Genomic DNA, 13,717 nt, shown 5'->3' on the forward strand with positions numbered 1-13,717 from the left:
CTCCATTTTTTGTGATGATTTTTTAGCCTTACATCAAAAGCTGTGCTAGACCAGCATATGAGCATCTAAGGCGCTACGGGGTCGGATGAAGTCACACACAAATTTTTGTTATAAGTCTTTTGTTGTGATTATTGATGAACGACATTTTGGTAGAAGGCTGGCTTATCTCCGATTGTAACCGCTTCCTTAACTCCGCTTGCTTGTGCCTTCACACACGCATCGGCTGTCACTGCGGCAATGTAGCCGTCCCATGAGGTTGGGCCTTTCGGTTCGCCTGTTGCCTTGATCGAATCAATGAAATCCTGCAACTCCCGGTCATAGGCATCTATAAAGCGTTGCTTCCAATCCATCAGCAAATCCACGCCCAGTTGAGCTTCCTTGCGGTACACAATGCCCGGCACCTCTGGCAGCTTCGCTACACCCTCTTCACCAATAATCTCGCATTGGATGTCATAGCCGTATTTGCAATTCACGAACACCTCGGCTTGAATAGCGATCCCGCCTTTGGTTTCCAGCATAATAATTTGAGGGTCCTTCAAATGGCTTGATGCATGGCGCGTTTTCTTAGGATATACGACCTGTACGGAGGTATAATCATCATCGACGAGCCAGTGCAGCACATCTATTTCGTGAATCAGCGTATCGGTAATCGCCATGTCAGTCGTGTAGTTGTCGTCTACTTCCGGATTTCGGTGTGCTGCGCGGATTATGAGCGGTTCCCCGATAAAACGATTGTCAATCGCTTGCTTCAATTGCTCGTAGCCCCGGTCATATCGGCGCATAAAGCCCACTTGAACCAGTCGCTTGCCATGCTTGATCTCTGCTTCCACGATGCTTTTGCAGCCTTCGGCTGTCGTAGCCAGGGGCTTTTCACAAAAAACGTATTTTCCTGCCGCAATCCCCGCCAGCACGCTCGCTTCATGTGCAGGTCCCCAGCTCGTAATAACGATCGCGTCGACATTGGGCGCAGCAACCAGTGATTTATCATCCGGGTACACGACGGCATCCAACTTGAATTGCTCAACCGCGCTTTTGGCCGCTTCCGGGTTCACGTCTGTGACCGCTACAATTTTACCGCCGGACAGGTTGTTGGTAATTCGTCTGATATGCTCACGTCCGATAGCTCCTGTTCCAATAACTCCAATATTTAATGTCATGATGTTGCTCCTCCTCTAATTCATCTGTACGATTATTTCATTTGTACGATCTCTTCAAGATGCTTGCCAGCAACGGGCTGTTTGCCGTGATTACGGAAATTATGCTCAACTTGCTCCAATGTAAGCCCTTTCGTTTCTGGCAGGAATTTTTTGACGAACAGGATGGCGAGAATGCCAAGTACGACGAAAATGTAAAATGTAGTGGACAATCCCAATCCGCCGAGCAATACCGGGAACAACAAACCGATAATGAAGTTCACAATCCACAGGAAGAAAACGGTTAGTCCCATACCAAAGCCACGCAAACGAAGCGGGAATATTTCCGACAGCATCAGCCAGGTGACCGGAGAAATGGCTCCCTGTTGGAAAGCAAGGAACGTGACGGTCAATGCCAATACTACATAAGGCAGAGCAGGTGATCCTGCTAATGTGCTGGAGAAAATGGAAATGAGCAGCAGCGCCGAGGTGGTCCCGATCAGCCCCGTCATGAGCATTGGACGACGGCCCACTTTACCGAGTAGCCATATCCCTACAAAGGTCGCCAGTACGGAAATCGCACCGTTAGCAATGTTGCCTATCAGAGCGGCTTGGGTTGCAAACCCCGCATTTTTTAATATTTCGGTGCCGTAATACATGATGGAGTTCACGCCTGTAATCTGCTGAACCACCGCGATACCGATACCGATAAGCAAAATACGACGTACCCAGGGAACTGCCAAATCCTTAAAGCCTGCTTTTTGAATATCAGATTCTTCTTCCAGATTAGATTTAATTTCTACCAATTCATTGGATGCCTGTTGTTCATTACGGATTTGTTTCAATACACCCAAAGCCTGACCATCTCTGCCCTTGGATACGAGCCAACGTGGACTTTCCGGTACACGCAGCATGCCGAAGAACAGGAATAAGGCGGGTAGTGCTGCAATGATGAGCATATAACGCCAAACATGTGGATGCTCGCCCATCGTTGTACCGAGAATAGCATTGAAAATAAAAGCAAGCAACTGACCACTTACGATCATTAATTCGTTTTGGGTGACGATCCGGCCGCGCCTGTCGGCGGGAGACATTTCCGCCAGATATGAAGGCACGGTTACGGATGCGCCACCAACAGCTAACCCGAGCATAAAGCGGCATATAATCATCACCGTGATGTTCGGTGCGAGCGTACAGCCAAGCGTGGAGATAAAGAACAAGATAGCGAGGAACAGTATATTTTTTCTGCGACCGTTGTAATCGGATAATCTGCCGCCGAACACTGCACCAAACGCAGCGCCGAACAGCAGCGCACTGGCAACTAAACCTTGTGTAAGCGCTGTAAGATTAAGCTGATCTTTAGCTGACATGTAAGGAAGCGCACCGTTAATAACTCCAGTGTCATATCCGAACAGCAGGCCACCCAAGGTAGAAATGATGACGATCTTGCGCAAAAATGTATTTTGAACTGCCCCGTTACTCAATTCGTTCACCTCTCCTCTGTCTTCCCTAAAGTGTGAGCAAGTAAAGCTTCATTAATATACTTGCGAGCGATCAGCGCGTACTCCAGAGGGTGCGCAACCGCCGGGTCCTGTTCCGCTTCGACAACAATCCAGCCTCTGTACTGATGCTTCAATAGCACTTCGTACACTTTGCTGAAATCAATGCATCCATCGCCAGGGACCGTAAACATGCCCATCAGGAAGGAGTCACGGAAGGATTTTTTCTCTTTTTTACAGCTATCCAGCACTTTCTTGCGTGCATCCTTGAAATGCACATGCTGAATACGATCCATATGCCGATGCAGCAGCGTCAAGTAGTCTCCGTCTGACACATAAATATGGCCTGTATCATAGAGCAAATGTACATGCATGGGATCAGTATTTGCCATGAGACGATCTACTTCTTCCAGTGTCTGCACACCCGTTCCCATATGATGATGAAATACCAGCTTTAACTGATATTGCTCTGCAATCCTGCCCAGCTCATTCAGTCCCTGGCACAAATGGCTCCATTCTTCATCTGTAAAATAAGGTTTGTCGGAAAAGACGCATCGGCCTGTGCCTTGTATGCTGTATGTTTGCTCGGAAACAACTGCCACACTGGCATGCACCTGCTGCAAATAAGCACAATGCTTGTGGAAAGCCGCCGCTGCTTCCTCGATACCGTCACGAATGATGTAGCTGCTGAACCACTGTCCGGCAATTTTCAGATTGCGTAGCTGCAATTCTTTATTCAGAATTTGGGGTTCAGGGAAAAAACCGCCCACCTCAGTTCCGTCAAATCCGGCAACGACAATGTCACTAAGTAGATGCTGAAGCGTGTTGTCTGCCCCGATTTCCGGTATATCATCATTGCGCCAGCCAATCGGGGCAATCCCCCACAAAATAGACATGAGCCAGACCTTCCTTCCTAGTATTGTTTGGCGTTTTCCAGCTTTTTCTCTTTGGCCTCATACGCCTGCTGCACGCCGTCTGAATCGGATACCTCGGCTACACCGACATGCCACCAGCTATCATAGCCGTCCGTCATTGTCTTCGGTAGCACCTTCAGTTCAATGAGTGTGGAAACCGTCTGGGTTTTCGCGTCTTCGAGCGCTGCTTTTAATTCCTCTACCGTATTGGCACGGTAAGTCTTCGCTCCATAGCCTTCGGCTACTTTGGCATAATCTATATTGAGAATCTGATTGTCATGTGTACGGAATTCACAATAGTAGCTGCCGCTGCCATGCTCCATCTGCAAATTGTTAATACAGCCATAGCCCGAATTGTCGAATAGCACAATGTTGATTTTCTGATTGTATTGAATCGAAGTAATCAGTTCGGAATGCAGCAGCAGGAAGCTACCATCACCTACGATGGAGTATACTTCCTTATCCGGTTCTGCCAATTTCAGTCCCAACGTGCCGGATACCTCATACCCCATGCAGGAGTAACCATATTCGAGATGATAGGTGTTCGGGACGGCTGGATTCCATACGCGCTGCAAATCCCCTGGCAAAGATCCGGCTGAGCTAATGATGATACTGTCTGGCGCGATCGTATCGTTGACTGCGATCAAAGCCGTCGTTTGCGGCAATTCGGTCTGGAGAGCGTCCGCATATTCATTTAGCACTTCCTGTGTAAACTGGTTTTTCACCTCTGGTGTAAAGCCTTCTCGACTAAAGGTTACTTGACTTAGACGGTCACGTTCGGCTAACCAATCCTTCTTCAACTGTGAAATGGTGTCTCCCCACGTGCTTGTGTAGCCTTCCAACCGGGAGCCAAGCTGTTCCAGCGTTGTTTTTGCATCTGCGACAACCTGAAATGCATCCAGTTTGTACGCTTGCATACGACTGACATTGATATTCAGGAACCGGGTCGTATCCCACTCAAAAGCCGTTTTCGAGGATGTGGCAAAATCGGTGTATCTCGTGCCAATCCCGATGATCAGATCCGCCTGTCGCACCGCCGCATTTGCTGCTGCCGTTCCGGTGATACCCACGCCGCCCAGGTTGTTTGCAAACGTGCTTTCCACCGTCGATTTCCCGGCCTGTGTTTCGACCAGCGGAATCTGGTATTGCTCGGACAGCGCGATCAAAGCTTCGCGTGCCTCAGAGTATTTAGCACCGCCGCCGACCAGAATCACGGGCTTGCAGCTCGCCTTTAAAATATCTGCCGCACCCTGTAATTCCCGTTCGGACGGCAGCTTGCGGTCGATATAATGAATGCGCTTACTAAAAAACGATTCTTCGTAATCGAACGCTTCGCCCTCCACATCCTGAGAAATACAGATCGTCGCTGGTCCTGCCGTGGCCGGATTCGTCATCGTTTCGAACGCCCGCATCAGGCTGGACATGAGCTGCTCGGGACGGGTGATGCGATCCCAATAGCGGGACACGGGCCGCAGCGCGTCATTGGTCGTGATGGCTGCGCTGTGCTCCTGCTCCACCTGCTGTAGCACCGGATCGGGCTGGCGCGTAGCAAAGGTGTCCCCCGGCAGCAGCAGCACAGGGATGTTATTCGCCAGCGCTGTACCTGCGGCAGCCACCAAATTAGCTGCGCCCGGTCCGACGGATGTCGTGACTGCGTATATTTTTTGCCGCAGTAGCTGTTTGCTGTATGCAATAGCTGCGTGGGCCATGCCCTGCTCATTTTTCCCCTGAATAATCTTCAAGTGACCTGATTCCTGCTCCAGCGCCTGTCCGATGCCCAGTACGTTTCCGTGTCCAAAAATGTTAAATATACCTTCTACAAATGGAAACTCTCGGCCATCGATATGCACGTATTGCTGATTCAAAAAGCGTATTAACGCTTGTGCGGTCGTCAAACGAATTGTTCGCATCGTCTGCTCTCCTCCTATCTGTACTGTTTGGCTTCATTCTCCGCGATCAGTTGCTCGATCTCTGTGGCTGTCGGCATGGCATCGGAGGAACTGTGCTTGCTCACCACAATAGAAGCCGAGGCGCTGCCGAATTTAAGAGCCGTTTCAATATCCTTGCCCCGCAAGAGTGCATACAGGAACGCGGAGGCGTAGGAATCGCCCGCACCAAAGGTTTTTAAAACCTTCGTTTTATAGGCTCGGCCGCTGAACGTTTCTCCTGTGTTGGTATAAGCGTAGGAGCCTTTGACCCCATGCTTGATCACGATTAATTCTGGCGCATGCTGGAAGAGATAGCGGATTGTCTGCTCATTGGCTTGCTCTCCCTGCTCCTGCTGATCACCGTCAACCGCTCGATTTTCCAAAGCGTCATATTCGTCACGAGTGCCTATGACTACATCTGACTGCTCGGCAACCAGTGCGTAGTACACCGCCGTTTCCTCCGGTGTGGCCCACGAATACGGACGGTAATCCAGCTCAAACACCACTTTAACGTCATTTTTCCGTGCCAGACTTACCGCTTTCAGCACCGCCTCGCGGGAGGGACTTTTGGACAAAGCTGTCCCTGACACGAGCAACAGCTTGGCTTTGCGGATATATTCCTCATCCACCTCGGACGGGGTCAGGTACAAGTCCGCCACATCCTGACGGTACATCAGAATACTGCATTCATCCGGACTTTTAATTTCGGTAAAAGCCAGCCCGGTCTTGTGCCCTTCCTGATCCACCACGATATTGGAGGTATCAATGCCTGTGTTGCGCATGTATTTTTCAATAAAACGTCCATGCTGGTCGTCAGCAATTTTGCCAATAAATCCGGCCTTCAAGCCCAACCTGGAACCCCCAATCGCGATATTCGCCGGGGAACCCCCTACATATTTGGTAAACGTCATCGTCTCTTCCATCGGGCGGTTATATTCCGTTGCGTTCAGATCAATACAAGCTCGACCGATGGCAATCAGATCATATTCTCTCTCGGTGGGACTGTTGAATTCATATTTCACGGGCTGTTTCTCTCCTCTCCGGTTAACGCTTCAATATCCATTCATGCGCAGGATCATTATGAAACTTCCAAATACGTGTCGGTCCAGCCATGACATTCAAATAATAGGACGTATAACCGTCCGGCACACCCACCGGATGATATCCCTTCGGTACAATGACCACATCGCCGTTCTCCACGGTCATCGTCTCATCCAGCGAACGGTCATCGGTATAGACACGCTGAAACACAAAGCCCTGCGGCGGGTTGATTTCATGATAATAGGTTTCTTCCAGCAATGATTCATCTGGCAGACGATCCCGGTCATGCTTATGCGGAGGATAGCTGGACCAGTTTCCGCTATCCGTGAACACTTCAACCACTAACAGACTGTTCGCACCCGGATCGGAATCCGGTAAAATGTTATGCACCGTGCGTTGATTATGATACTGCCCCCGATGCTCCACCTGATTATCTTCTGCAGCCCGAATGAGCCGGGTCGGTAGCTGCTTGGTCGAAGGAGAGTAGCATAACGCAATCCGGGCTGGCGTGACCGCCTCCACCTGAAAAGCACTATCATTGGATACATACACACTATCGGTCGGTATTTTCTCAAACACGCTCGTTCGCGTGCCTATATTCTCATAAGATTCTCCCTGCGCGGTAACATGAATGCGGCCTGTGACCGCCACAATACAGCATTCCGTTTTGCCCAGTTCCTCGGCGTACACTTCACCCGGAGCCAAATCCACGATTTTAAAACCGATATAGGATAATGGCGAATTACTCGCTGTTACATCATGGACGAGGGTCCCCGTTTTCGTAGTTGGTGTAGTTGTTGGAGCTTCGTTATTCGTGCCTGGTTTTCGCAGCAATTTACTCATATCTCTACTCCCCCCTCACTCAAAAACAGGCTTGGGATACCGCGCTGTCACAACCTTTTTGCGGGTATAAAATTCTACCCCATCCTTACCGTTGGCAGGTAGTGTTCCGAAGAATGAGGATTTCCATCCCGAGAAAGGGAAGAAAGCCATCGGTGCGGGTACACCCAGATTTACGCCCAGCATGCCTGCGTCGATATTTTCACGGAAATAACGAATCGCTGACGCATTCGTAGTGAAAATACATGCTCCATTTGCAAATTCAGATTGGTTGGCAATGTCTACCGCTTCCTGGAGATGCTTCACACGGATAATGGACAGCACAGGAGCAAAAATTTCTTCCTTCCAGATCGTCATGTCCGTAGTTACGCCATCAAAAATCGTTGGCCCGATAAAAAAGCCTTCGTCCGACACACGTTCACGCCCATCACACAATAAAGTGGCTCCTTCTTCAATGCCTTTTTCAATGTAGCGAATGGTTCGTTGCTGATTTTCTTCCCGAATGACCGGACCGAGGAACACCCCATCATCCAGCCCATTGCCGATTTTCAGGCTGCCTGCTTTTTCTGTCAGCTTGGCTAGAAGTGCGTCCGCAATTCCTTCCTCCACAGTAACCACGGCGCATGCCATACAGCGCTCACCTGCTGAACCAAAAGCCGAAGCTATAATGTTCGTCACCGTATCGTCCAGATCCGCATCATTCAGCACAATGGTATGGTTTTTCGCTCCCGTAAGAGCCTGAACACGTTTGAGATTTTCACTACCACGCTTGTAGATGTATTCCCCTACCGGCTTGGAGCCGACAAAGGAAATCGCCTTGATCTGCGGATGATCCAAAATACCGTTGACCACATCATGAGCGCCGTACACCACGTTAAATACACCCTTTGGCAGTCCGGCTTCCGTAAACAGCTCCACCAGCTTTTCAGTTAACAGCGGCGTTCTCTCGGAAGGCTTCAAAATAAACGTATTTCCCAGCGCAATCGCCATCGGGAACATCCAGCACGGTACCATCATTGGGAAGTTAAAAGGGGCAATGCCGCCAACCACTCCTATCGGATACCGATAGTTCGCCACTTCCACATCCGTTGCAATTGTCGCCAACGAGTCACCCATCATCAAGGTAGGCGCTCCAGCGGCAAACTCCACATTTTCGATCCCACGTCCAACCTCACCCAACGCTTCGGACAAATTTTTACCGTTCTCAATGGTGATCAGGCGGGCCAGCTCTTCTTTGTGCTTTATGAGCAACTGTTGGTAATTGAACAAAATGCGGGCACGGCGTGGAACAGGAACCTTCTTCCACTGTTCAAAGGTACGGGCCGCAACCTCAGCCGCGTAATCTGTATCCTCCTGCGTCGAAATCGGCACCAGTGCTACAACCTCTTTCGTAGCTGGATTGTATACTTCCTCATAACGTGTTGTTTTGCTCTCTACCCATTCTCCGTTAATGTAGTTTTTCAGTTTCCGTGCTTCAGACATACATTGTTCCTCCTTGCGGCTATTTGGTTGATGCTGAAGTAAGCTCTTGGTTATATTGGGACAAAATTCATTCACAAGGGTGCTAAACCATGGTGTTCATCCCTCTTTTCATCGTTTATTTGTTATCTTTTTGTTATGTTTTGATCATAATCTGATAACATCATAATATTTGAAGCGCTTTCAGTCAATACGTAATTTGAATTTTTTATAAATTTATCTATCCAAATTACGGATATATATCGAAATAAACATAAAAGACAAAAAAATGATTAAGTTTTGGTTAAATGTTGTTATAATGAATGTAAGAGAACCTTTTACCGCTGTTCAATTGCAATAATCGCTCTCATTTACCAAACTAAAAGGTGGATTTACATGTTAAAGACGAGACGTATTAAACAAATTCAGGAATATGTTTTTGAGCACCAGACGGCTTCATTAGATGAGTTAGTTAATGTATTTGATGTTTCCAAAAATACGATTCGTCGCGATGTTCAGGAACTCGTGGAACGTGGAGAGCTTAAAAAGGTATATGGAGGTGTGGCGGTTAATCATACGACACTGGAGCCTTTTAACGACCGAATCACACGGCACCAGCAGGAGAAGACACTCATCGCCAAAGCGGCGGCTAGCTATGTGGAAGACGGGGATATTATTTTCATAGATTCGGGAACCACGACGCTGGAAATGATCGAATTTCTCAAAAACAAGCAACTGACGATTATCACTAACAATTTTGATTTTATGATCGACTCTTTCCCGTTTCCGGGTTTGAATGTCATTTCGACAGGCGGTATGCTGGAGCGGAAAACCAAATCTTTTGCCAGCTTCAAAAATATTGAACTCTTAAAATCCTATAACATTAACAAAGCGTTCATGGCTTCTACCGGCATTTCCATTGCCAATGGGGTCACCAATTCCTCTCCCCTGGAGAGCGAGATCAAGCAGGTAGTGGTCGAAAAAAGCTCGGAGGTTTTCTTGCTGGTGGACCACTATAAGTTCGACAAATACGCGCTCATGACCTATTGCAGTCTGGATCAGATTCATTATCTCGTCACAGACACGATGCCAGATAACACGTATCAGGAATATGTGCGGGAGCACGATATTCAGTTGATTATTGCGGATCAGGAGTAGAAGTAAAGCGACCAGACAGGACGTTGTGACAGAACAAAACACACGGATAGAACCGGGACAGCCCGGCTTATCCGTGTGTTTGTGTTTTGTACAAAGTTAAATTGAGTGCATTCCAAAAAACTTTATATAAGCTGCACTAAAAGTAAATAGTTACATTTGGAGCCACTGCGCAATCGGATGGTGCTTCCCATCGCCACCGCCCCTGGATTTCTTGAATAAAGCTTATATTAGGGTAGAAATCCGGGGACAAAAGCGACCGCTTCGCTTGTACAGCACCATTCCGCCTACTCCGTTTTTTATGTGCATTTTTTAGTGATTTGCCAATATGAAAAAAGCTTGCCCTTTTGTATGAGGCGTATAATAATGTCCATTAGGATCAATAAGATATTTAACCTTTGCTTCTGCATCTGAAATCACAATAGTATATTCATTGTCTGCTTCAAATATAGTTGGTATGATACTTACTAATACAAGCCAAACAGGAGCATTGAAACGATCAAATTGATAATAAAATTTTGCATTTTCAAACCCCTTCCATCCGGTGGAGGCCATTCCCTGTTTCTTAGTTTATAAATTGTACTTCTGCGAAAACAATATTTCCTCTTTATTAAATAACTAATTAGACAAAAGCACATGGGGCTAGCTCAAAAGTAGTTTTAACTACTATAGAGCGGCCTCTTTTTTGCGTGAGACAAATTGTAGTACAAGGTGCGGTACGTGTCAGCTCTATTCGTGCATCTTCATTTTGTACAAAATCGAATTCCGTGACCAAGTTTGTCCATTGAGTATTGAAGGTGCATCGCTTATCATTGCTTCTGTGATAATAATTCTCATTTACACAACCCTGAATCCATCAATCATACGGAGGTTACCATGATTAATAAGAAATCCACTCGACAATATACGACTATGCTCGGCCTATTCTCTCTTATGGGAGCGTTGCTGTTGGGATGCGGCACCTCAGAGAAACCTGCTGCAAATAGTAACACAACAGCACCCACTGCAGGAACGACGGCATCTACCAAGGCTTCAGAAGCGGCTGCAACACGCTCTTACACAGACTATAGGGGACACACGGTAAACATCCCCACGGCTCCCCAACGCATTGCCTATTTCGGAGAAAACTATGGAGATCTGCTGGTTTTGGGCGTTCAGGCTGTAGGCACATCCACTTCCATGATTGAGGGCAAGGTGTATGAGAAGCAGGTTCAGAATGTGGCCGATCTGGGGTTTCCGATTAACTTGGAAAAAGCGTTGGAGCTACAGCCCGACCTGATCATTACCGCCAATACGGATGAAAAGCAATACACAGCATTAACTAAAATCGCACCTACGATTATGTTCGATACCTTTGCTCCACTGAACGAGCGTTTGCTGCATCTCGGAGACCTGGTAAACAAGAAAAAAGCTGCCGAAGACTGGCTTGCCCAGTACAAAATCAAGGAGGCCGAAATGTGGAGCAAACTTCGCGCGAACGATGTAAAGCCGGGGGAAACCGCTTCGGTCTTTACCTACTATCCCGGTGACCGTTTGTTCGTGATGGGACGGACAGGGCTGTCACAAATACTGTATGAAAAGGATGGTCTCAAGCCTACCCCTCTTATTCAGAAGGCGCTGGACGAGGACAAAGGATTCGTCCAGATATCCCAGGAAGTGATCGGACAATACGCTGGGGATCGGATTTTTATTCTGAATTCTCCGATTTCGGAAGCCCAGCAATCCACCAAACAGTTGATGAAAAGCAAGCTGTGGCTCCAGCTTCCTGCCGTCAAGCAGGGGCATGTGTACGCTCAGGATATTAGCAAAACCGACAGCGATGCTACTACCCGGGAATGGTTGCTGGACGAATTACCTAAGCTCATAAAATAAGGATATAGAAGCTTATCGACACTTGTGGATAGGCTTCTTTTTTGTTGAACCAAAAGGAGGTATACTTATGTACATATGATAACCATTCTCAATAAAAGGAGCGTTACACTGTGAACCAGCCCCAGTCGTCTGTATTTCCTCCCCCTCCCAACTCGCTGCTTTATCATTTCAAGGGGATTGAGTTGGTTCGCAGGCCTGCCGAAGTACAATCTTCCGGTCTTTCAGCATCTGCATTTGCATCTTCTTCACACCCGGTTCCATATCACTGCTTGCTTATGTTCATTGGTGGCACAGGTATGGTGAACATTGGTCCGGAGCAGTGTCTATTCCATGCGGGTCATGGGTATTGGCTAACTCCCGGTGAATCCTATCGGATCGCTCCCCTGGATGGAACTGTACCCGAATACTACAAGCTCATGTTCGAGGTCATCGTCATGTCAGCGGAATCAGGATCAGACACAGCTCTGATTGAAAATATAAATAGCAATCCTTCCATATATAAGGGTCCTCTCCTGTCGGGGTCACGTGAGCATATCGTTACCTCTTCTTCCAAGTCCATTCGGTTGACCGAAGAGCTATTCCATAGCGCCCATCAACCGGTACACCTGCATAACCCCATTACTGCGTTGCGGCAGCAAATTAGGTTGCAGGAGTTACTGCTATTGTGGCAGGAATCCCCAACCTATGTAGAGGATAAGGATAATTCTTGTCCGACATTACCAGCATCAGTTGAGGCCACCATTACCTACATGGAGAAAAACTATGAGAAACCAATGACCGTCAAGCAGCTTGCCGAACAGGCGAACGTTTCCATATGGCAATACTCGCAAATGTTTCGCAAAAGGACAGGCAAAAAGCCGCTGCATTACCTCACTGAGCTGCGCTTGAATCATGCCAAGCGGCTGCTGCTGGAATGCAAACGGCCTTTACGTGAAATTGCCCGTCAAGTTGGTTTCTCTGACGAATATTATTTTAACCGCCGCTTTCGGCAAATGACCGGGATTCCCCCGAGACAATACGCGCTTACCGTTCCCTGTTCTGTCCGCGTCAAGGATTGGACGGGTCACCAAATCCATATTCCGCGCCGCCCCAGCCGCATTATTTATCATGGAGAAACGATGGGCGATCTGTTCGCGCTAGGGGCCAAAGCCATCGGCGGAAGTCTACGATTCAGTGAATACAGCGTCTATAAGCATCGTCTGGGACATGTTGCTGATGTTGGTCTTCCACTCGATACACGCTTGACCCGTGCGCTTGATCCCGATCTGATTATCATCGCCAATTCGGATGAACAGGAATATGAGCGCATTGCCGGCATTGCGCCCACCGTCACCTTCAACTCCTTTGCCACGCTGGAGGAACGACTGCGGACGCTCGGATCATGGCTTGACAAGGAACGCGAAGCCGAACAATGGCTGTCTGCCTTCGCCACCCGTAATCTGGGCATGTGGCAGCAACTCGGCACAGAAATTACAGTCGGAGAAACGGCTTCCGTCTTCATCTTCGATCATGGTGATCGACTATTTGTGATGGGGATGTCCGGCTTCTCGGCGGCTCTTTACCACCCGCAGGGCTTTCAGCCCGCTGAGCCGATCCAAAAGGTTCTCGACGAAAGACTTGGCTTCGCGGAAATTGAGCCCAACCAGCTCCCCGACTACGCCGGGGACCGTATTTTTATGCTCATTCCCACTGCTCCAGACTCCAAACGTACGTTGGATCTCATGCTGAACAGCGCTCTCTGGCGCAGCCTACCCGCTGTGCGTCAAGGCCAGGTGTATTTTGTAGAAGCAGACCGCTGGAATTGGAACGATGCCATGACCCGCCAAAAGCTGCTCACCGCACTGCCCAAGCTGCTCGGTGCTTCCTCATAAAACACC

11 protein-coding genes are annotated in these 13,717 nt (G+C 48.3%); 3 read left to right on the forward strand and 8 right to left on the reverse strand.

Going from position 1 to position 13,717, the window contains the following annotated elements; genetic code table 11:
• Nucleotides 1-128: 128 nt before the first annotated feature.
• The 7 genes from ASL14_RS05280 to iolA are packed head-to-tail and all read right to left on the reverse strand — an operon-like array spanning nucleotide 129 to nucleotide 8,837.
• On the reverse strand, nucleotides 129-1,157 hold the full coding sequence (locus ASL14_RS05280; protein WP_134910717.1) for a bifunctional inositol 2-dehydrogenase/D-chiro-inositol 1-dehydrogenase: 1,029 nt from the start codon (nucleotides 1,155-1,157) through the stop codon (nucleotides 129-131).
• Nucleotides 1,158-1,189: 32 nt separating this feature from the next.
• The gene (locus ASL14_RS05285; RefSeq protein WP_134910718.1) at nucleotides 1,190-2,617 is read right to left on the reverse strand and encodes a sugar porter family MFS transporter; all 1,428 of its coding nucleotides are present in this window, start codon (nucleotides 2,615-2,617) and stop codon (nucleotides 1,190-1,192) included.
• Between the two features lie 5 nt (nucleotides 2,618-2,622).
• Nucleotides 2,623-3,528: a myo-inosose-2 dehydratase gene (iolE, locus tag ASL14_RS05290; protein WP_134910719.1), complete on the reverse strand. Its 906-nt coding sequence runs from the start codon at nucleotides 3,526-3,528 to the stop codon at nucleotides 2,623-2,625.
• Between the two features lie 17 nt (nucleotides 3,529-3,545).
• Nucleotides 3,546-5,456: a 3D-(3,5/4)-trihydroxycyclohexane-1,2-dione acylhydrolase (decyclizing) gene (gene iolD / locus ASL14_RS05295; protein ID WP_134910720.1), complete on the reverse strand. Its 1,911-nt coding sequence runs from the start codon at nucleotides 5,454-5,456 to the stop codon at nucleotides 3,546-3,548.
• A gap of 14 nt (nucleotides 5,457-5,470) precedes the next feature.
• Entirely contained in the window at nucleotides 5,471-6,496 is a 1,026-nt protein-coding gene (gene iolC / locus ASL14_RS05300; RefSeq protein ID WP_134910721.1) for a 5-dehydro-2-deoxygluconokinase, read from the reverse strand.
• A gap of 22 nt (nucleotides 6,497-6,518) precedes the next feature.
• The gene (gene iolB / locus ASL14_RS05305; protein WP_134910722.1) at nucleotides 6,519-7,358 is read right to left on the reverse strand and encodes a 5-deoxy-glucuronate isomerase; all 840 of its coding nucleotides are present in this window, start codon (nucleotides 7,356-7,358) and stop codon (nucleotides 6,519-6,521) included.
• A 15-nt stretch (nucleotides 7,359-7,373) separates the two neighbouring features.
• Nucleotides 7,374-8,837, reverse strand: a complete 1,464-nt coding sequence (gene iolA / locus ASL14_RS05310) for a methylmalonate-semialdehyde dehydrogenase (RefSeq protein WP_134910723.1) — start codon at nucleotides 8,835-8,837, stop codon at nucleotides 7,374-7,376.
• Nucleotides 8,838-9,209: 372 nt separating this feature from the next.
• Between iolA and ASL14_RS05315 the strand changes: the two genes are divergently transcribed.
• Nucleotides 9,210-9,971: a DeoR/GlpR family DNA-binding transcription regulator gene (locus tag ASL14_RS05315; RefSeq protein ID WP_134910724.1), complete on the forward strand. Its 762-nt coding sequence runs from the start codon at nucleotides 9,210-9,212 to the stop codon at nucleotides 9,969-9,971.
• 309 nt (nucleotides 9,972-10,280) lie between these two features.
• Here ASL14_RS05315 and ASL14_RS05320 read toward each other — a convergent pair whose 3' ends face one another.
• Nucleotides 10,281-10,523, reverse strand: coding sequence for a hypothetical protein (locus ASL14_RS05320; protein WP_223264205.1), 243 nt, complete (start codon nucleotides 10,521-10,523; stop codon nucleotides 10,281-10,283).
• Nucleotides 10,524-10,844: 321 nt separating this feature from the next.
• Between ASL14_RS05320 and ASL14_RS05325 the strand changes: the two genes are divergently transcribed.
• Nucleotides 10,845-11,840 (forward strand): ABC transporter substrate-binding protein, encoded by a 996-nt coding sequence (locus ASL14_RS05325; protein WP_134910725.1) that lies wholly within the window; start codon nucleotides 10,845-10,847, stop codon nucleotides 11,838-11,840.
• 110 nt (nucleotides 11,841-11,950) lie between these two features.
• The gene (locus ASL14_RS05330) at nucleotides 11,951-13,711 is read left to right on the forward strand and encodes an AraC family transcriptional regulator (protein WP_134910726.1); all 1,761 of its coding nucleotides are present in this window, start codon (nucleotides 11,951-11,953) and stop codon (nucleotides 13,709-13,711) included.
• Nucleotides 13,712-13,717: the final 6 nt, after the last annotated feature.

The organism is Paenibacillus sp. IHB B 3084, assembly GCF_001447315.1.
GTDB lineage: Bacteria > Bacillota > Bacilli > Paenibacillales > Paenibacillaceae > Paenibacillus.